This is a genomic window from Pseudomonas schmalbachii (assembly GCF_017589465.1).
GTDB lineage: Bacteria > Pseudomonadota > Gammaproteobacteria > Pseudomonadales > Pseudomonadaceae > Pseudomonas > Pseudomonas schmalbachii.
On the sequence record NZ_JAELYA010000005.1, the window covers coordinates 47,505 to 66,714 of the forward strand.

Below are 19,210 nucleotides of genomic sequence, written 5' to 3' on the forward strand. Positions count from 1 at the left end.
TAGTCAAAGCGGCAACAGCAAGGGTACCAGCAGCACGCTGACGATCATCACCAGAATCGTGAAGGGCACGCCGATCTTCACGAAGTCGCCGAAGCGGTAGCGGCCGGGGCCGAGCACCAGGGTGTTCACCGGCGAGGAAATCGGCGTCATGAAGGCCGCCGAGGCGGCGAGGGCGACGATCATGGCGAAGGGCTCCGGCGCCGCGTCCATGGCCCGCGCGGTGGCGATGGCGACCGGCGCGATGAGCACCGCGGTGGCGGTGTTGGAGATGAACAGGCCGGTCACGGCGGTGAGCAGGAATAGGCTGGCCAGCACCGCGTACGGGCCGGCGCCGCCAAGCGCGGCGACCAGCGCGTCGACGGCCAGGGCGATGCCGCCGGTCTTCTGCAGGGCGAGGGCGAAGGGCAGCATGCCGACGATCAGCAGCAGGCTCTGCCAGTGGATGGCGCGGTAGGCGCTGTCCATGTCGATGCAGCGGAACAGGCCCATCAGCAGGCAGCCGATCAGCGCGGCGAGCACGTTGGGCACCAGCCCGCTGACCATCAGCGCCACCATCACGCAGAGGGCGAGCAGCGCATGGGGTGCCTGGCTGGCGGCGGGTGCGGCCTCGTCCACCTCGGCCGGCAGGCTGAGCACGATGAAATCGCGGCCGCGCGCCTGCAACTGGCGGATCGCCTTCCAGGTGCCGATCACCAGCAGGGTGTCGCCCAGCTTCAGCTTCTCTTCCAGCAGCCCGCAATCCAGCGCCTCGCGGTTGCGCCGCAGGCCGACCACGTTCAACCCGTAGCGGCTGCGGAATTCCAGGTCGAGAACGCTCTTGCCGAGCAGCGCGGATTCCGGCGGCAGGATCACTTCGGCCATGCCCACGTCATGGGCCTGGTCGGTGAAGTATTCGCCTTCCAGGTGCAGCGGCTCCAGCCCCCGCTCGCGGTAGAACTGCGGATGGTCGACCTCCGGATCGACGAGATCGACCAGCAGCACGTCGCCGGCCTGCAACTGCACGTCCGAGGACGGGCTGAGGATCTTGCGCCGCAGTTTGGCGATGCGCTCCACGGCGATCACATTGGCGCCGTGCTGGGTGCGCAACTGCACTTCCGGCAGGGTGAAGCCGATCAGCAGCGAATCGGGGCGGATGCGCAGGCGCCGCTCGCGTCCGGCGAGACGGTAGTCGCGGATCAGGTCGCGGAAGGTGCGGCGCGGCAGCCGGAAATCGGCGTCGTCCGCGCCGGGCGCCAGCCAGCGGCGGGCCAGCAGCATATAGCCGATACCGAGGAGGAGGATGACCAGGCCGAACGGGGTGAAGCTGAAGAAGCCGAACCCCCTGGCGCCCTCGCGCACCAGTTCGCTGTGCACCACCACGTTCGGCGCGGTGGCGACCAGGGTGAGCATGCCGCTGATCAGCCCGGCGAACGCCAGCGGCATCATCAGGCGGCGGGGCGAGATGTGCATGCGCGCCGCGACGCTGAGCAATACCGGGATGAAGATCGCCACCACGCCGGTGGAACTCATCACCGAACCGAGCCCGGCCACCGACAGCATCAGCAGCACCAGCAGGCGCGTCTCGCTGCTGGCGGCCTGGCGCGCCAGCCACTCACCGATGCGGTAGGCGACGCCGGTGCGCACCAGGCCTTCGCCGATGACGAACAGCGCGGCGATGAGGATCACGTTGGGATCGGCGAAGCCGGCCAGCGCTTCCTGCACGCTGAGCACGCCGCTCAGCGGCAGGATCAGCATCACCAGCAGGGCGACCACGTCCATCCGTGGCCGGCCGGTGACGAACAGGCCGACCGCCGTGGCCAGCAGGAACAGGACCCAGGCAAGTTCGATAGTCAAAATCGCTCCCTGATCGACGGACTTCGTTAGCTGGAGACGGGCCGGGCGGCGCCGCCGGCAGACTGATTCAGAGTAGCCCGAACCGTCGCGGACGTGCGTGGCAGAGCTTCTCGTCTATGGTGTCTGGGGCGTGTGTTTAGCGCAGTACGCATTCCATGCCAAGGATCACCCAGAAAGGAGGCGAACCATGCGCCATTCCATTCCGCGCCCGCTGATCGGCGCCGTGTTGCTCGGCAGCTGCCTGCCGGCCCTCGCCGCGCTGCCCCGGGCGCCGGCCTACATCGACGACAGCGGATACCCGGCCGCGGCCAAACAGCGCATCCTGCCGGCGATGTTCGAGCAGAAGCTGACCAGCACGCAGTTCATCGCCAAGCCCGGCAACCCGCTGATCACCCTCGCAGAGTCCAGCGGCTTCCGCCAGACCACCAACTACGAGCAGACCCGCGCCTGGATGGAGAAGCTGGCGGCCGCCTCCGGCGGTACCATCACGCTCAGCGACCTGCCGGAGACAAGCGCGGAAGGCCACCCGATGATGCTTGCGGTGGCTTCCACCGAGGCCGACAAGTCGCCGGAGGCGCTGAAGAAATCGGGCAAGCCGACGATCTTCGTCGAGGCGGAAATCCACCCCGGCGAGGCCAACGGCAAGGACGCGATGTTCATGCTGCTGCGTGACATGACCACCGGCGACAAGCCGCTCGCCGGGCTGCTGGAGAAGGTCAACATCCTGTTCATCCCCACCGTCAACATCGACGGCGACCTGCGCAAGAGTCCCTACGGGCGGATCAACCAGAACGGCCCGGACGAGACCGGCTGGCGGGTCAACGGCCTGAACTACAACCTCAATCGCGACTTCACCAAGCTGGACAGCGCGGAAATCCGCAACGTCGCCTGGGTGTTCAGCCACTACGACCTGAGCTTCTTCGCCGACGTCCACTCCACCGACGGCGCCATGTATCCCTACGACAGCTCCTACTGCCACAACGGCAACGGCTGGTCGCCGGCCAGCAGCGAGTGGATGGACAAGGTCATGCGCCCGCCGGTGTACAAGGAGCTGGAAGGCCACGGGCATGTGGTGCACGAATGCATCAGCATGAACGACGGCCAGGACCCGACCAAGGGTTACTACCCGTACCGCAGCGACTACGCGCGCTTCTCCAACCAGTACGGCGATATTCGCAACGTGCCGTCGATCCTCATCGAGCAGCACGCCCTGCACCCGTACGAGACGCAGGTGCTGGGCAACTACGTGATGCTCAAGGCGATGTTCCAGGTGATCGGCGAACAGTCCGCCTCGCTGAAGGAGGCCATCGACAAGGACCGCAAGCGCCTGCTCGCGCAGCAGGAGGTGATCCTCAGCTGGAAGCCGGGCAAGGAGGAGACCATCCCGTTCATCGTGGGCGACTACACCTTCGAGGAGTCGCCGATCACCGGCGCCAAGACCATCGTCTGGAGCAACAAGCCGAAGCAGCTGACGGTGCCGGTTACCGGCAACACCGAGCCGGACCTGGTGACCAAGCGGCCCAGGCAGTACGTCGTGCCGGTGCAGTGGAAGGAGGTGATCGCCCGCCTGAAGGCCCACGGCATCCAGATGAAGACCCTGGACAAGCCGACGCCGATCGCCGTGACCCTCTATCGCATGGACGAGGTCAAGGTCTCCGGCGGCTTCGAGCCGGACCGCGCCCAGCCCAACGAGATTCCCGGCTACGAAGGGCACCTGCTGGTCAGCGGCAAGGCCCGGCCGTTCCAGCGCCTGCAGACCTTCCCGGCCGGCTCGGTGGTGATCGATACGGCCCAGCCTCTGGGCGTGCTGGCGGTCAACCTGCTCTATCCGGAAAGCCCGGATTCGTTCTGGTCCTGGGGCTTCTTCAATTCGACCCTGGTATCGGCCGAGGAACCGGAGGAGTACGTGATGGAGCCGATGGCGCGGAAGATGCTCGCCGACGATCCGAAGCTGAAGGCGGAATTCGAGAAGAAGCTGAAGGACGACAAGGACTTCGCCGCCAGCCCGGGCGCGCGCCTGCAGTGGTTCTACCAGCGCACGCCGTTCTATGACGTGAATGCGTTCGTCTATCCGGTGGGGGCGGTGTTCTGACGTTGGGCACTGCTTCTGCGGGCTGCAATGCCCACCGTAGGTTGGCGCTGAGCAACGCGAAGCCCAACATCGCCATCGTTGGGCTTCACTGCGTTCAGCACCAACCTACGCGGGTTATGGCCCAGCCACGCAGTTACGTAGGATGCAAGACGGTTGCTCCTGCAACATCTGCCGAGCCCTGGAGCACTGTCAGGCAGCCGCTTCCGCCTGCTTCAACCGATACTGGTTCAGAACCGGATTGGCGTACTGCATGATCAGGAACGGCCGCTGCTCCTCGGGGCAGGCGGCGAGGCGGCGGTTCCATTCGGCCTGGGCGCGCAGCAGTTCCTCGCCCTTGAACAGGCTGGCCGCGCTCGGCACCGCCAGCGCCGGGTCGCGCTGCGTGGACATCTCGTAGGCCAGGTAGTGCACCGGGAACAGCCGGTAGTTGCCGAGGATCTGCCGGTCGAGTTCGGCGGCCAGTTGCTTGGCATCGCTGAATTCGCCGGTCAGCTCCCGACCGAAGTGGATCTGCACGCGGCCCTTGTAGCCGGTGATGCCGAGGGCGATGCTGGCGTCGTCCTCGCCCGGCGCCTTGGTGTATTCGCCGGTCGCCTCGCGGATCTGCAGTTCGCGGGCCTTGGCCTGGTCGCAGGGGTCGTATTCGTAGCTGATCGACACCGGGATCAGGTGCAGTTCGCGGACCATCTCGGCGAACGGCTCGCCCTTGCGGCTCATGTGGAACATCTTGAGGATCGCCGAGTCGGTACGGTCGTCACCGTCCTTGGCGCGGCCTTCGGCCTGGGCGATCCAGATCGACTGGCCGTCGTTGCGGATCGAGTGGTTGATGTAGGCCGAAAGCGTCTGGTAGGCCGCCAGTTTTTCCCGACGAGCGGTGATCGAGCGGTGCACGATGAAGCTCTTGTTCAGGCGCATCAGGTCGCTGACGAAGGGCTTCTGCAGCAGGTTGTCGCCGATGGCGATGCGCGGCGTCGGGTGCCTGGCGTGGTACAGCGAGTAGTTGACGAACGCCGGGTCCATCACGATGTCGCGGTGGTTGGCGATGAACAGGTACGGGCGGCCCGGCTGCAGGTTCTCGACGCCGGAATAGCTGACGCCGTCGGTGGCGTGCTCGATGGTGCGGTCGACGTAGGGCTCGATCCGGTCCTGCAGCTCGTTGACGCTGCGGATGCCCTTGGCCTCGCGGGCCAGCAGATGGGCCACCAGCGGCCTGAGCAGCCAGCCGAACGGGCCGGCCAGACGGGGGAAACGGAAGCGCACCAGCGTGCCGAGGAAGGCATCGTCGCTCAGCAGGCGTTGCAGGACGGCCGGTACTTCGGCGTCGTTATAGGGTCGGATGGCTTCGAACTCGCCCATCATGGTCTCTTGTTCTGGGTGTGATTGGCTGGAATGCCGGGGCTCTGCTGCAATGGCGGCCAGTGCCGGGCAGCAATAAAGACCGGCGATTATAACGGGAAGTCACAGGGGGAACAGCGATGCTGGAAAGCCAACCCTATACCTGCCCCTACTGCGGCGAGCCGGCGGAGGCCGTGCTTGACCTCTCCGGCGGCGACCAGAGCTACTATGAAGATTGTCCGGTATGTTGCCGGCCGATCCTGTTCCAGTTGCGCACCGATGGCGTCGAATGGCAGCTCGAGGTGCAGCGGGAGGACGATTGATGCAGCGTGTCTACGAACCTGCCGATCTGATCGAAGCCGAACTGCTCACCGGCATGCTGGCCAGCGAGGGTATCCAGGCGCACCTCGGCGGCGGGCACCTGCTCGGCGCGGTCGGCGAGCTGCCGATGCATGGCCTGCTGCACCTGTGGGTGGACGACGAGGCAGCGGAGCGGGCGCGCCATCTCATCGATGCGTACAATGCCGCGCAACCCCTGCCCGGGCCCGGCGACGATCCGGAGGCTGTCCCGGGCGTCCTGCTGTGCTGATCCCCCAATGCCGAGTTGTCGCCCATGAGCGGTCGTTACGCGCTGTTCCGCTGGACCCGTGAATTCGCCGAATTGCCCGGCTTCCCCGATGGACTGCAACCTCACTGGAACCTCGCTCCCGGCGCGCAACTGCCGATGCTGCGCGAACTGGACGGCCAGCGCCGCCTGGACATGGCGCGCTGGGGCCTGACGCCGGCCTGGCTGAAGGACCTGTCGCGCACCCCGGCCCACGCGCGGGTGGAGACGGTCGCCGAGCAGCCGATGTTCCGCGACGCCTTCGTCCAGCGCCGCTGCCTGCTGCCGGCCAACGGCTTCTACGAGTGGCGCGGCGTGCGCAAGCGCCCGTACTGGCTGGCCACCGGCAAGGGGCTGCTGTACTTCGCCGCGGTCTGGGAGGCCTATCCGGTGGACGGGCACATCTGGTACAGCGTCGCCATGCTCACCCGCCCGGCCGCCAACATGCGCCGGCCGGTGATCCTCGACGAGGAGGGACAGGCCCTCTGGCTGGCGACGGACACCCCGCAACCGAAACTCCTCAGCCTGCTCGCCCGCCCGGCGGTGCAACTGCGCGAAGCGGCGCTGGCCAACTTCGTCAACGACCCCGCCTGCGACGGGCCGGAGTGCCTGACTCCAGCGTGACGCAGTTCCGTAGGTTGGGCTGAGCCCGCGAAGCCCAACGGTGCCAGGCTCAGCAGATGTTGGGCTTCGCTGCGCTCAGCGCCAACCTACGGAACTACCCGTAGGATGGGTTGAGCGAAGCGATACCCATCGACCATGCCCGCGAATCGTCAATGCAGCGCATCCGTCCGATCCGGGCGGCGGTAGGGGAATACGTCGATCACCTTGCCGGCGCGGATCTGTTCCTGCAGCCCCTTCCAGTAATCCGCGTCGTACAGCTCGCCGTGCAGCCTGGCGAACAGCCGGCGCTGGGCCAGGTCGACGAACAGGAAGCGCGGGAACTCCTCGGGAAACACATCGTTCGGCCCCACCGAGTACCAGGGCTCGGAGGCCATCTCGTCCTCCGGGTAGCGCGGCGGCGGGATGTGGCGGAAGTTCACCTCGGTCAGGTAGCTGATCTCGTCGTAGTCGTAGAACACCACGCGGCCGTGGCGGGTGACGCCGAAGTTCTTCAGCAGCATGTCGCCGGGGAAGATGTTCGCCGCCGCCAGTTGCTTGATCGCCAGCCCGTACTCGTTCAGCGCCTCGTGCACCTGGCTTTCGCTGGCGTGCTCCAGATAGAGGTTCAGCGGGGTCATGCGCCGTTCCGTCCAGCAGTGGCGGATCAGCACCACGTCATCGCCCTCCAGCTCGACGGTGGACGGCGCCACCTCCAGCAGTTCCTTCAGGCAATCGGGGTGGAACTTGTCCACCGGGAAGCGGAAATCGGCGAACTGCTGGGTATCGGCCAGGCGGCCGACGCGGTCGTGGTATTTCACCAACTGGTACTTCTGGATCACCGTGGCGTGGTCGACGGTCTTCGATGGGTTGAAGCGGTCCTTGATGATCTTGAACACGATGTTGAAGCCCGGCAGGGTGAACACGCTCATCACCATGCCGCGCACGCCGGGCGCCATGACGAAGAGGTCGTCGGTGGTCGCCAGGTGGTTGATCAGCGCGCGGTAGAACTCGCTCTTGCCCTGCTTGTAGAAGCCGATCGAGGTGTACAGCTCGGCGATGTGCTTGCCCGGCAGCAAACGCTTGAGGAACGCCACCATCTCCGCCGGCACCGGCGAATCGACCATGAAGTAGGAGCGGGTGAAGGAGAAGATGATCGAGACTTCCGCTTCGTCGCTGATCACCGTGTCGAACTGGATGCCCTTGCCCTCCTGGTGCAGCAGCGGGAACACCAGCGGCCATTGCTCGTCCGGGGTGAACAGGCGGCCGACCAGGTAGGCGCCCTTGTTGCGGTAGAACACCGAGCCGATCAGCTCGACGCTCAGTTCCGGGTCCTTGCAGACCCAGTCCGGCAGGTTCTCGTGCAGCAGGCGGTCGATCTGCTCGACGTCGCGCTCGCGGTTCTCGTAGGGGACGCTGAAGGCATAGTCGTCGAAGATCTGCTCCAGCACGCCGCGCAGGTGGCCTCCCGGGCGGTACAGGCGGGTGTGCGGGTCGCGTGCGCGGGCGCGCAGCGAGGGCCGGGTGGTGTGCACGAACATGGTGCCGTCGCTGATGTTGTCGTGGCTGAACAGCCCGCAGAAGATCGAGTTGAACCAGGTTTCCGCCAGTTCGTCGTCGGGTCGCGGGTCGATCAGGGCGATGTAGGCGCTCTTCGCCATCGGCCAGCGCTCCACGTCGACCAGATTGACCCCCGGCAGCAATTCGGGAAGCTGGCTGACCGTCGCCGCGACCCGCTCCTCGTACAGGTTGATGCGTTCGGCGGAGGCGCGCTGGGCCTCCTGCCATTGCGCCTGCTCGAAGCGCTGGCGGGCACCCTCGGTGATTTGCTGGAAGCGCTCGCGATAGTCGTCGAAGCCTTGCAGGATGAGCTCGGCGATCTTGGCAGCCGGCCAGTGCGGGGCCATGGGGAGTCTCCCGATGTTGTTTGCAGCGAGATTAGCCAGCGGCGGGGGAGAGGGAAAGCGCGTGGGCGTCAGCTGAGGGAGATGGGCGGCTGCCGGGAGGCGGGAAAACCACAGCGGCTCCGCGCTCATCGATGGAGCGGGAGCCGCCGGGCGGCGTTACTGGGCGAGTTCCTGCTCGGTGAACAGGCCGTCGAACAGCATGCTCGACAGGTAGCGCTCGCCGGAGTCGGGGAGCACCACGACGATGGTCTTGCCATGCATCGACGGCTCTTCGGCCAGGCGCACCGCCACCGCCATAGCCGCGCCGCAGGAGATGCCGGAGAGGATGCCTTCCTCCTGCATCAGGCGCAGGGCCATGGCCTTGGCTTCCTCGTCGGTGACGGTCTCCACGCGGTCGACGACCGACAGGTCGAGGTTCTTCGGCACGAAGCCGGCGCCGATGCCCTGGATCTTGTGCGGGCTGGGCTTCACTTCCTCGCCGGCGATGGTCTGGCTGATCACCGGCGAGCTGACCGGTTCCACCGCCACCGAGAGGATCGGCTTGCCCTTGGTGTGCTTGATGTAGCGGGAAACCCCGGTGATGGTGCCGCCGGTACCGACCCCCGCGACCAGCACGTCCACCGCGCCATCGGTGTCGTTCCAGATTTCCGGACCGGTGGTCTTCTCGTGGATGGCCGGGTTGGCCGGGTTGTCGAACTGCTGCGGCATGAAGTATTTCGCCGGGTCGCTGGCGACGATTTCCTCTGCCTTGGCGATCGCGCCCTTCATGCCCTTGGGCGGCTCGGTGAGCACCAGTTCCGCGCCGAGGGCCTTGAGCACCTTGCGTCGCTCCAGACTCATCGAGGAGGGCATGGTCAGCAGCAGCTTGTAGCCGCGCGCCGCGGCGACGAAGGCGAGGCCGATGCCGGTGTTGCCCGAGGTCGGCTCGACGATGGTCATCCCCGGCTTGAGCTTTCCGCTGGCCTCGGCATCCCAGATCATGCTGGCGCCGATCCGGCATTTCACCGAGTAACCGGGGTTGCGCCCTTCGATCTTGGCCAGGATGGTGACGCCGCGCGGGGCGATGCGGTTGATCTGGACCAGCGGCGTATTGCCGATGGATTGCGCGTTGTCTGCGTAGATGCGGCTCATGGTGGGGGTCCTTGTCGCCGAGGGTGAGAAGAGTAAACACCCAGCCTATTCCCAGGCCGGGCACTCGTCCAGTCGCAGAAAAGCCCTCTGCCACGCTCTGCGGCACTGTTTTCGGGGCATTGGGTAGCCCCCATGATCAGTCGAACCCTGGCTGTGCATTCAGTGACTGAATATCCGGCCTGCGTTCACAGCCGGCCGGCTGGCGCGTTATAGTCGCAGTTCCCCCAGAATTTTCCCTGCCCGGGCGCGTACCCGGCCGACACCGTTCGAGGATTTCCCGATGAAGTTCGAAGGTACCCAGTCCTACGTCGCCACCGACGACCTCAAACTGGCGGTCAACGCCGCCATCACCCTGCAGCGCCCGCTGCTGGTGAAAGGCGAGCCGGGCACCGGCAAGACCATGCTGGCCGAGCAACTGGCCGAATCCTTCGGCGCCAGGCTGATCACCTGGCACATCAAGTCGACCACCAAGGCGCACCAGGGTCTCTACGAATACGATGCGGTGAGCCGCCTGCGCGACTCGCAGCTGGGCGTGGACAAGGTCCACGACGTGCGCAACTACATCAAGAAGGGCAAGCTCTGGGAGGCCTTCGAGGCCGACGAGCGCGTGATCCTGCTGATCGACGAGATCGACAAGGCCGACATCGAGTTCCCCAACGACCTGTTGCAGGAACTCGACAAGATGGAGTTCTTCGTTTACGAGACCAACGAGACCATCAAGGCCAGGCAGCGCCCGATCATCATCATCACCTCGAACAACGAGAAGGAACTGCCGGACGCCTTCCTGCGCCGCTGCTTCTTCCACTACATCGCCTTCCCGGACCGCGAGACCCTGCAGCAGATCGTCGATGTGCACTATCCGAAGATCAGCGCGTCGCTGGTCAGCGAGGCGCTGGACATCTTCTTCGACGTGCGCAAGGTACCGGGCCTGAAGAAGAAGCCGTCGACCTCCGAGCTGGTCGACTGGCTGAAGCTGCTGATGGCCGACGAGATCGGCGAAGCCGTGCTGCGCGAACGCGACCCGACCAAGGCCATCCCGCCGCTGGCCGGCGCGCTGGTGAAGAACGAGCAGGACGTGCAGTTGCTTGAACGCCTGGCCTTCATGAGCCGCCGCGCTTCGCGCTGATTCCAGGGTATCCCCTGTAGGAGCGGGCCATGCCCGCGAACCTTGCGAACTCACACAGAGCTTCGCGGGCATGGCCCGCTCCTACGGGGACATGTGCTTCATGAGAGGACGCAGCCATGCTGCTCAACCTGTTCAACGAAATGCGCGCGGCCAAGGTACCGGTGTCGGTGCGCGAGCTGCTCGATCTGATGGACGCGCTGAAGCACCGCGTGGTGTTCGCCGACATGGACGAGTTCTATTACCTCGCCCGCACCATCATGGTGAAGGACGAGCGCCACTTCGATAAGTTCGACCGTGCCTTCGCCGCCTACTTCAAGGGTCTGGAGAAGCTCGACGACCATCTCAAGGCCCTGATCCCCGAGGAATGGCTGCGCAAGGAGTTCGAGCGCATGCTGACCGACGAGGAAAAGGCGCAGATCAAGTCCCTCGGCGGCCTGGACAAGCTGATCGAGGCGTTCAAGAAGCGCCTCGAAGAGCAGAAGGAGCGCCACGCCGGCGGCAGCAAGTGGATCGGTACCGGCGGCACCAGCCCGTTCGGCTCCGGTGGCTTCAACCCGGAAGGCATCCGCGTCGGTGATGCCGGCAAGCGCCAGGGCCGGGCGGTGAAGGTCTGGGACCAGCGCGAGTACAAGAACCTCGACGACCAGGTCGAACTGGGCACGCGCAATATCAAGATCGCCCTGCGCCGCCTGCGCAAGTTCGCCCGCGAAGGCGCGGCGGAAGAGCTGGATATCGACGGCACCATCGACCACACCGCCAAGGACGCCGGCCTGCTCAACATCCAGATGCGCCCGGAACGGCGCAACACCGTGAAGCTCCTGCTGCTGCTGGATATCGGCGGCTCCATGGACGCCCACGTGAAGGTCTGCGAGGAACTGTTCTCGGCGTGCAAGACCGAGTTCAAACATATCGAGTACTACTACTTCCACAACTTCATCTACGAATCGGTGTGGAAGAACAACCTGCGCCGCACCAGCGAACGCACCGCCACCTTCGACCTGCTGCACAAGTACGGGCCGGACTGGAAGATCGTCTTCGTCGGCGACGCGACCATGGCGCCCTACGAGATCACCCAGGCCGGCGGCAGCGTCGAGCACTGGAACGAGGAAGCCGGCTACGTCTGGATGCAGCGCTTCATGGAGAAGTACAAGAAGCTCATCTGGATCAACCCGTATCCGAAAGATTCGTGGAACTACACGACATCTACCGGGATCGTGCGGGAACTGATCAAGGATCAGATGTATCCGCTGACGCTGTCCGGGCTGGAAGAGGGCATGCGCTTCCTCTCCCGCGGCTGAAGCCGGCTGGTTCCGATCGACGCCCCCGAGGGTATTCCCCGGGGGCGTTTTCGTTTCTGGCCGTACCCGGGGCACGGGTCTAGGCTCAAGCATTCCAACTGGGGGTGTTTTCCTGCAGGAGGACTACCATGCGCAAGTCGACTCTCACCCTCGCCGTACCTGCGGCCCTGCTGGCGCTGACCTGCAGTTTCGCCAGCCAGGCCGACATGACCTTCTTCATCACCAGCCATGGCCCGGGCAAGGGCGCCGATCTTGGCGGCCTGGCCGGCGCCGACAAGTTCTGCCAGGAACTAGGCGCTTCCGGCGGCGCGGGCAAGCACACCTGGCGCGCCTATCTCAGTGCCAGCGCTGCCGACGGAGCCGCCGCGGTGAACGCCCGTGACCGCATCGGCAATGGGCCATGGCAGAACGCCAAGGGCGTGGTCATCGCCAAGGATCTCGCGCAGTTGCACGGCGAGAACAACCTGAACAAGCAGACCGCGCTGGATGAGCACGGGCAGGAGATCAAGGGCCGCGGCGATACGCCGAACATGCATGACATGCTCACCGGCTCGCAGCCCGACGGCACGGCGTTCACCGATGACGCCGACCATACCTGCGGCAACTGGACCAACAGCGGCGAAGGCGTCGCCCAGGTCGGCCACCACGACCGCATTGGCCTGCGCGACGATGCGCCGGCCAAGTCGTGGAACTCCTCGCACCCCTCGCGCGGCTGCAGCAGCGAGGCGCTCGCCGCCACCGGCGGGGCGGGGCTGTTCTACTGCTTCGCGACGGACTGACCGACGAACCGGGCAGGCTGGTTCCGGCCGGCCTGCCTGAGGTCAATGGTTCCCGGATCGGCGTCGATTAGCCTTGCAGGTGCTACTGGACCACTACAGGGCACCGATCATGGCCAAGAAGTTTCCCCTGCAACCGAAGCATCCCGAGCGTATCTGCTGGGGTTGCGACCGATACTGCCCGGCGAACTCTCTGGCCTGCGGCAACGGCGCCGACCGCACCATGCACCCGAGCGAAACCCTCGGCGAGGACTGGTACGAGATGGGCGACTGGGGGCTGGAACCGGTGGAGCTGCCGGGAGCGGAGAACCCGCCCCGCTGACTACAGCTTGTAGCCGATCTGCCGCAGCAGGCCCTTGCGCCAGTTGATGTCGTCGTCGCCCTCGATCCCCTTCGGACTGAATCCATCCACCACGCCGAGGATGCCGCGCCCCTGGTCCGTCTCCGCGACCAGCACTTCGGTGGGGTTGGCGGTGGCGCAATAGATGCGGCACACCTCGGGCACCATCTTCAGGGTGTTGAGGACGTTCAGCGGGTAGAAGCCGTCGCCGAGGAAGACGATGAAGGAATGGCCCGCGCCGATGGCCTGGGCATTCTTCTGCGCCAGTTCGATCATCGCGCTGTCGGTCCCGGACCAGCGCACCAGGCATTTCCCCGACGCTTCGCAGAAGGCCAGGCCGAACCTGATGCCGGGCACGGCACCGACCAGGGCTTCGTGGATGTCCTCGACCGTCTTGATGAAGTGCGTCTGGCCGAGGATGAAGTTGGTGTCTTCCGGCTTATTGATCTTGATCGTGGTGAGTAGCATCGCCTTTCCTCCATCCGCCGCCTGAAAAGCATAGCCACTGCTTTTAGGCAGCCGCCTGGATTGCCGGTCACGGGGCTGTCGATGTCGGAATTCCGTTGGCACCGATGGGCGCCGGGCGGGGATAATCACCGGCATTCATTTTGCGGGCGCGTCTGGCGCTCGCCTTCACTGCCGAGTCTTGCCATGGAAGCGACAATCCATTCCCTGCCAGCGATACCGTCGAGGTGCCCATGAGCGCGCCACGCAAGGGGGCCGACGGCTTCGTCCTGCAACTGATGCTGGTGCTCTGCGTGATCTGGGGGCTGCAGCAGGTGGCGATCAAGATGGCGGCGGCGGACATCGTGCCGATCATGCAGGCGGTCGGTCGCTCGGCCATCGCCGCTGTGCTGGTCGGCCTGCTGATGTGCTGGCGCGGCGGCTGGGAAGGGCTGCGGCAGGGCACGCTGCCGGCCGGACTGGCCGCGGGCGTGCTGTTCGCCCTGGAGTTCCTGTTCATCGCCTGGGGGCTGGAATACACCACGGCCTCGCACATGGCGGTGTTCCTCTATACCGCACCGATCTTCTCCGCCCTCGGCCTGCATTTTCTGCTGCCCAGTGAGCGCCTGCGTCCGCTGCAGTGGCTGGGTATCGGCGTCTGCTTCGCCGGCATCGTCGTGGCCTTCGGCGGCGCCATGGACTTCGCCGGCATGGACCGTCACATGCTGCTCGGCGATGCCCTCGGTGTGCTCGGCGGCATGGCCTGGGGCTTCACCACCGTCGTCGTGCGCACTACCCGGCTGTCGGAAGCGCCGCCGACGCTGACGCTGTTCTACCAGCTGTTCGTCGCTGCGATCCTGCTGTTGCTGGTGGCGCTGGCAACGGGGGAGGTCGAAAAGGTGAACCTGACGCCAAGGGGCGTCTCCAGCGTGCTGTTCCAGGGCGTGATGGTGTCGTTCATCAGCTACTTCGCCTGGTTCTGGCTGTTGCGCCGCTACCTGGCGTCCAACCTGGCGGTGTTCTCCTTCATGACCCCATTGTTCGGCGTTACCTTCGGCGTCTTGTTACTCGACGAGCCGCTGAGCCTGAACTTCATCGCCGGAGCAGTGCTGGTTCTGCTGGGGATAACCCTGGTCAGCAGCGAGCAATGGGTACTCCGTCTGATTCGCGGCAAGGTGGGGCGGGCTTGATTCAGGTCAGCCGGCCGGGGCTGGGGAGCACGTAAGCTTTGTTGCAAGGAATGAGTGGCACGGGCGGAGAGTGGGACGCCGGGCTATTCTTTCCGAGGGTGGCCCCTTTCTTAAGAAAGGGGCCACCCACTTCCTCTCCTCCAAAGGGGGTCAACCATGAAACTCTGGCTGCAAGTTCTGGCGTGGAAAATCGGAGTCACGCTCGGTCTGATCGAGCCTCCGCGGTTGCAACCCATCCCAATCCCCACCGAAGAGCAGCGCCGCCGCTGCTGATATCTAGCTGTACCAACGTCGACTTCCTGCCTGCTATATGCGGGCAGGTTGCGTTTTGGGCAGCTGATTTTTCGCGGGCATGGTGTGGTCTCTACGGGCTGCAATGCCCACCGTAGGTTGGCGCTGAGCAACGCGAAGCCCAACATCGCCATCGTTGGGCTCTGGCACAGCCGCGTAGTTATGCAGCACCGTAGGATGGGTTGAGCGAAGCGATACCCATGCAGCCATGGCGCGTAAAGGTTCAGCCGTGCGCCTTCAACCACTCGTCGATCATTTCCCGCAACCGCTCCCCTGAGAAACTCGGAAAGTGCCCGCCATGCACGGTGCGCACCGGCAGCTCGCGCAGGCGTTCCAGGCTCTTCGCGTAATCGTCCAGATTCGAGTGATAGGCATCTTCCACCAGCGGGCCGTCGTAGACGATGTCGCCGGAGAATAGCGTCTGCGTCGCCGCTTCCCACAGGCTGATGCCGCCCGGCGAGTGACCGGGGGTGTGCAGCACCTGCAGCACGCGGTCGCCGAGGTCGAGCACGTCACCTTCGTCGATGGTACGGGTCGCCGGGGCGGCCTTCACGGCGTATTCCGCGTAGCACAGCGGACAATCCGGATGGGCATCGAACATGTCGTCGCCGATGCACAGGTCGGCCAGGGTGCTCCGGTTGTCGGGAGCGGCGAGGATTTCCGCTTCGGCGGGATGCACCAGGCGCTCGGAAAATTCGTGGTGGCCGGCGATATGGTCGAAATGGGTATGGCTGGCGACCGCCAGCAGCGGGCGCTCGGTGAGCCAGGGCAGTTGCTCGCGCAGGCTGACCAGGCCGGAGCCGCTGTCGATCAGCATGTCACGGTCACGGCCCTGGATATGCCACATGTTGCAGCGGTAGAAGGGGCGGATGTACGGCTCGTGGATCAGGCTGACGCCGTCGTAGCAGTGGCGGATCTCGAACCAGCGGTCGCGGGTGACGATTTTCATTGACCCCTCCTCATGCCCGTAGGTTGGCGCTGAACGCAGTGAAGCCCAACATCTGCCGAGCTGTGGCACCGTTGGGCTTCGCAAGCTCAGCGCCAACCTACGTTTGGATCATGGCGCGAACGGCGCCGTTTCCATCACTTCGACGATCAGCGGCCGGTCGCTTGGCGCGTTGCGCAGCAGCTCCTGCAGGTGCGTGTAGTCGCGGGCGCGCTCGGCGGCGCAGCCGAAACCGCGGGCGATGGCGAGGAAGTCCGGGGTGTAGATATCCACACCCAGCGGGGTGATGTCGCGGCGCTGCATGTAGCGCTTGATCTCACCATAGCCGTGGTTGTTCCACAGCAGCACGACGATGCCGACCTTCGCCTCCACCGCGCTGGCCAGTTCGGTCATGGTGAACTGCAGGCCGCCGTCGCCCATCAGGCTGATCACCGGGCGCGACGGATCGCCGAGCCTGGCGCCGATGGCTGCCGGCAGGCCGTAGCCGAGGGTGCCGTAGCCGGTGGAAGCGTTGAACCAGCGGCGCGCGCCGTCCAGTTCGACCAGATGGTTGCCGCTGTACACGGTCTGCGTGGAGTCGCCGACGAAGCGGGCATCCGGCAGTGCTTCGAGGATGCAGTCGAACAGCGCGCGGTAGTGCGCCCAGCCGCTGAAATCCTCCGCCAGTTGCGCGCGCACCTTGGCCGCGCGCTGTGCGCCGGGACTGTCCACACGGGCTTCGGCGGCCGGCAGTTCGGCCAGCAGCACGCGCATGGCGAGGCGGGCGTCGCTGTGGATGGCGATGCTCGGTACGAAGTTGCGTACCAGTTGCTGCGGATCGATGTCGATTCGGATCAGTTCGCCGCCGATGCGGAAGTTGCCGTCGAATACCACGTCGTAATCGGTCTCGCCCAGTTCGGTGCCGATGGCCAGCACCACGTCGGCTTCCTCGGCCAGTTCACGCACCGGCACCAGCGACTGGTTGCTGCCGATCAGCAGCGGATGCTCCGGCTGCAGCAGGCCCTTGGCGTTGATGGTCAGCGCGGTCGGTGCGTCCAGCGCGGCGGCCAGGGCACGGGCTTCGGCCTGGGCTTCGACGCAGCCACCGCCGAGCAGCAGCAGCGGTTTTTTCGCGGCACGCAGCCTGGTCGCCGCTTCGCGCAGTTGCGCCAGTGCAGGGGCCGGACGTGGCAGGTGCACGCGCGGCTGGATCTTCAGGTGGTCGGCCGGCGCGGTGATGATGTCCAGCGGCAGTTCGATGTGCACCGGGCGCGGGCGTTCGCTGTCGAACACGGCGAAGGCGCGGGCCAGCACGGCCGGCAACTGTTCCACGCTCATCAGCGTGTGGCTGAAGGCGGTGACTCCGGCGGTCATCGCGCGCTGGTTGGGCAGTTCGTGCAGGTAGCCATTGCCGTGGCCGAGGCGCGAGCGCTCGTTGACGCTGGAGATCACCAGCATCGGGATCGAGTCGGCGTAGGCCTGGCCCATGGCGGTGAGGATGTTGGTCATCCCCGGGCCGGTGATGATGAAGCACACGCCCGGCTTGCCGGTGACGCGCGCATAGCCGTCGGCCATGAAGCCGGCGCCCTGTTCGTGGCGCGGGGTGATGTGGCGGATGCCGCTGTGCGGCAGGCCGCGATAGAGCTCGACGGTGTGCACGCCGGGGATGCCGAACACGGTGTCGACGCCCCAGGCTTCGAGTTGCTTGACGAGGAATTCGCCGCAGGTGGTCATGGCAGTTCCTTGAAATTCGCTATGAATGAAAAGGGCGCGAAGAACCTGTCTCCGCGCCCCCTTTTACCGATGCAGCGATCAGACTGCGCTGGCGACCGCCACCGGGCGGCGCGACAGCAGGCTGACCACGACGAAGCTGACTAGGCCGACGGCCAGGCTGTAGTAGATCGGCGTGTTGGCGTCGAAACCGTCCTTGAGCATGAACACCAGCGCGGTGATGAAGCCCAGAGTCATGCTGGTGATGGCGCCGGCGGTGGTGGCGCGTTTCCAGTAGATGGCGCCGATCAGCGGAATCAGCATGCCGCCTACCAGCAGGTTGTAGGCCAGAGTCAGGGCGCTGATCACGTCGTTCACCACCAGGGCGATGGCCAGTACCAGCACACCGGTGAGGGCGGTGAACAGGCGGCTGGTGCCCAGGCTGGATTCCCTGCCGCCACGCAGGCGCGGCAGAAGGTCTTCGGTGATTGTGGTGGACGCGGCGAGCAGGCCGGCGCTGGCGGTGGACATCATCGCGGCCAGGGCGGCGGCGATCACCAGGCCGCGGATGCCGTCCGGCAGCGAAGCCTGGACGATGGCGGCGAAGGCGTTGTTGACGTTGTCCAGTTCCGGCAGCAGCACCTTGGCGCACATGCCGATCAGCGCGCCGACCAGCCCGTAGATCACGCAGTAGATGCCGGCGACGGTGCCGGCGTACTTGGCCACGCCCTCGCTGCGGGCGGTGAACACGCGCTGCCAGATGTCCTGGCCGATCAGGATGCCGAAGAAGTAGATCAGGAAGTAGGTGATGATGGTGTCGTAGCCGATGGTGCTGAACTTGAACGCGGCTTCCGGCAGCTTGGCGACCAGTTCGTCCCAGCCGCCGACGCGGTACAGGCAGATCGGCAGCAGCAGGAACATCAGGCCGACGGTCTTGATGATGAACTGCACGATATCGGTCAGGGTCAGCGACCACATGCCGCCAATGGTCGAGTAGATCACCACGACGCCGCCGCCGAGCAGCACGGCAGCCCAGAACGGCATGCCGAACAGCACCTGCATGACGGTGCCGATGGCGAGGGTGGAAACCACGCCGATCATCAGCGCGTAGGCGAACATGATCACCGCGCTGGCCTGGCGGGCCATCGGGTTGTAGCGACGCTCCAGCACCTGGGTGACGGTGAAGATGCGCAGCTTCAGCAGCGGCTTGGCAAGGAACAGGTTGAGCACGACGATGCCCGCGCCCAGCGCGGCGCACAGCCAGAAGCCGGAGATGCCGTGGACGTAGCCGAGGCGCACGGTACCCACGGTGGAGGCGCCGCCGAGCACGGTGGCGGCCATGGTGCCCATGTAGAACGACGGGCCGAGGTTGCGGCCGGCTACCAGGAATTCCTCATGGCTCTTGGCGCGGCGCATGCCGTACCAGCCCAGCAGAAGCATGCCGGCGGCATAAATCAGAACGACGAATATATCCAAGGCCATGATCGGCTCCTCACACGCTGATTGTAATTGTTGCCGCCCCGGGACCGCGGGCGGTGGGCCATCGGACCGGCGGCGGCCGCTCCGATGAAGGTGCTACGGGTATTCGGATTGCCGGCGCGCATCGAT

Annotated in this window: 18 protein-coding genes; 10 read left to right on the plus strand and 8 right to left on the minus strand. The window is 65.5% G+C overall.

Annotated features, from left to right (window positions below):
- Positions 1 to 3: 3 nt before the first annotated feature.
- Entirely contained in the window at positions 4 to 1,833 is a 1,830-nt protein-coding gene (locus JFY56_RS13770) for an SLC13 family permease (RefSeq protein ID WP_208314330.1), read from the minus strand.
- Between the two features lie 187 nt (positions 1,834 to 2,020).
- On the opposite strand from JFY56_RS13770, the gene JFY56_RS13775 reads away from it, so the two are divergent.
- The gene (locus JFY56_RS13775) at positions 2,021 to 3,925 is read left to right on the plus strand and encodes a M14 family metallopeptidase (RefSeq protein ID WP_208314331.1); all 1,905 of its coding nucleotides are present in this window, start codon (positions 2,021 to 2,023) and stop codon (positions 3,923 to 3,925) included.
- 189 nt (positions 3,926 to 4,114) lie between these two features.
- On the opposite strand, the gene JFY56_RS13780 is transcribed toward JFY56_RS13775, so the two are convergent.
- Positions 4,115 to 5,284: a 1-acyl-sn-glycerol-3-phosphate acyltransferase gene (locus tag JFY56_RS13780; RefSeq protein ID WP_208314332.1), complete on the minus strand. Its 1,170-nt coding sequence runs from the start codon at positions 5,282 to 5,284 to the stop codon at positions 4,115 to 4,117.
- Positions 5,285 to 5,400: 116 nt separating this feature from the next.
- On the opposite strand from JFY56_RS13780, the gene JFY56_RS13785 reads away from it, so the two are divergent.
- Genes JFY56_RS13785 through JFY56_RS13795 form a run of 3 tightly spaced genes read left to right on the plus strand, consistent with a single transcriptional unit; the run spans position 5,401 to position 6,488 of the window.
- On the plus strand, positions 5,401 to 5,583 hold the full coding sequence (locus JFY56_RS13785; RefSeq protein WP_208314333.1) for a CPXCG motif-containing cysteine-rich protein: 183 nt from the start codon (positions 5,401 to 5,403) through the stop codon (positions 5,581 to 5,583).
- Positions 5,583 to 5,849 (plus strand): putative signal transducing protein, encoded by a 267-nt coding sequence (locus JFY56_RS13790; RefSeq protein ID WP_208314334.1) that lies wholly within the window; start codon positions 5,583 to 5,585, stop codon positions 5,847 to 5,849. Before JFY56_RS13785 ends, JFY56_RS13790 begins: the two co-directional genes overlap by 1 nt.
- 24 nt (positions 5,850 to 5,873) lie before the next feature.
- Entirely contained in the window at positions 5,874 to 6,488 is a 615-nt protein-coding gene (locus tag JFY56_RS13795) for an SOS response-associated peptidase (protein ID WP_208314335.1), read from the plus strand.
- A 149-nt stretch (positions 6,489 to 6,637) separates the two neighbouring features.
- On the opposite strand, the gene aceK is transcribed toward JFY56_RS13795, so the two are convergent.
- Together aceK and cysK are read right to left on the minus strand one after the other, a co-directional pair.
- The gene (aceK, locus tag JFY56_RS13800) at positions 6,638 to 8,371 is read right to left on the minus strand and encodes a bifunctional isocitrate dehydrogenase kinase/phosphatase (RefSeq protein ID WP_208314336.1); all 1,734 of its coding nucleotides are present in this window, start codon (positions 8,369 to 8,371) and stop codon (positions 6,638 to 6,640) included.
- A gap of 156 nt (positions 8,372 to 8,527) precedes the next feature.
- Complete coding sequence (cysK, locus tag JFY56_RS13805; protein WP_208314337.1) at positions 8,528 to 9,502, minus strand: cysteine synthase A; 975 nt, start codon at positions 9,500 to 9,502, stop codon at positions 8,528 to 8,530.
- A 280-nt stretch (positions 9,503 to 9,782) separates the two neighbouring features.
- Between cysK and JFY56_RS13810 the strand changes: the two genes are divergently transcribed.
- The 4 genes from JFY56_RS13810 (at position 9,783) to JFY56_RS13825 (ending at position 13,024) form a co-directional block, all read left to right on the plus strand.
- A complete protein-coding gene (locus tag JFY56_RS13810) occupies positions 9,783 to 10,628 on the plus strand; it encodes an AAA family ATPase (RefSeq protein WP_208314338.1) in 846 nt (281 codons plus the stop codon).
- Positions 10,629 to 10,744: 116 nt separating this feature from the next.
- A complete protein-coding gene (locus tag JFY56_RS13815; protein WP_208314339.1) occupies positions 10,745 to 11,926 on the plus strand; it encodes a vWA domain-containing protein in 1,182 nt (393 codons plus the stop codon).
- 128 nt (positions 11,927 to 12,054) lie between these two features.
- Positions 12,055 to 12,705 (plus strand): hypothetical protein, encoded by a 651-nt coding sequence (locus tag JFY56_RS13820; protein ID WP_208314341.1) that lies wholly within the window; start codon positions 12,055 to 12,057, stop codon positions 12,703 to 12,705.
- Positions 12,706 to 12,814: 109 nt separating this feature from the next.
- The gene (locus tag JFY56_RS13825; RefSeq protein WP_208314343.1) at positions 12,815 to 13,024 is read left to right on the plus strand and encodes a DUF3079 domain-containing protein; all 210 of its coding nucleotides are present in this window, start codon (positions 12,815 to 12,817) and stop codon (positions 13,022 to 13,024) included.
- On the opposite strand, the gene JFY56_RS13830 is transcribed toward JFY56_RS13825, so the two are convergent.
- Positions 13,025 to 13,510 (minus strand): adenosine-specific kinase, encoded by a 486-nt coding sequence (locus JFY56_RS13830; RefSeq protein WP_208314344.1) that lies wholly within the window; start codon positions 13,508 to 13,510, stop codon positions 13,025 to 13,027.
- A gap of 230 nt (positions 13,511 to 13,740) precedes the next feature.
- On the opposite strand from JFY56_RS13830, the gene JFY56_RS13835 reads away from it, so the two are divergent.
- Together JFY56_RS13835 and JFY56_RS24620 are read left to right on the plus strand one after the other, a co-directional pair.
- Positions 13,741 to 14,676, plus strand: coding sequence for a DMT family transporter (locus JFY56_RS13835; RefSeq protein ID WP_208314346.1), 936 nt, complete (start codon positions 13,741 to 13,743; stop codon positions 14,674 to 14,676).
- 156 nt (positions 14,677 to 14,832) lie between these two features.
- Positions 14,833 to 14,949: a PA1414 family protein gene (locus tag JFY56_RS24620; protein WP_328824877.1), complete on the plus strand. Its 117-nt coding sequence runs from the start codon at positions 14,833 to 14,835 to the stop codon at positions 14,947 to 14,949.
- Between the two features lie 241 nt (positions 14,950 to 15,190).
- Here the strand turns inward: JFY56_RS24620 and JFY56_RS13840 are convergent, their stop codons facing one another.
- The 3 genes from JFY56_RS13840 to JFY56_RS13850 form a co-directional block, all read right to left on the minus strand.
- Positions 15,191 to 15,916, minus strand: a complete 726-nt coding sequence (locus JFY56_RS13840) for an MBL fold metallo-hydrolase (protein ID WP_208314347.1) — start codon at positions 15,914 to 15,916, stop codon at positions 15,191 to 15,193.
- Between the two features lie 108 nt (positions 15,917 to 16,024).
- On the minus strand, positions 16,025 to 17,626 hold the full coding sequence (locus tag JFY56_RS13845; RefSeq protein ID WP_208314348.1) for a 5-guanidino-2-oxopentanoate decarboxylase: 1,602 nt from the start codon (positions 17,624 to 17,626) through the stop codon (positions 16,025 to 16,027).
- 78 nt (positions 17,627 to 17,704) lie between these two features.
- Complete coding sequence (locus tag JFY56_RS13850; protein ID WP_208314349.1) at positions 17,705 to 19,084, minus strand: sodium:solute symporter; 1,380 nt, start codon at positions 19,082 to 19,084, stop codon at positions 17,705 to 17,707.
- Positions 19,085 to 19,210: the final 126 nt, after the last annotated feature.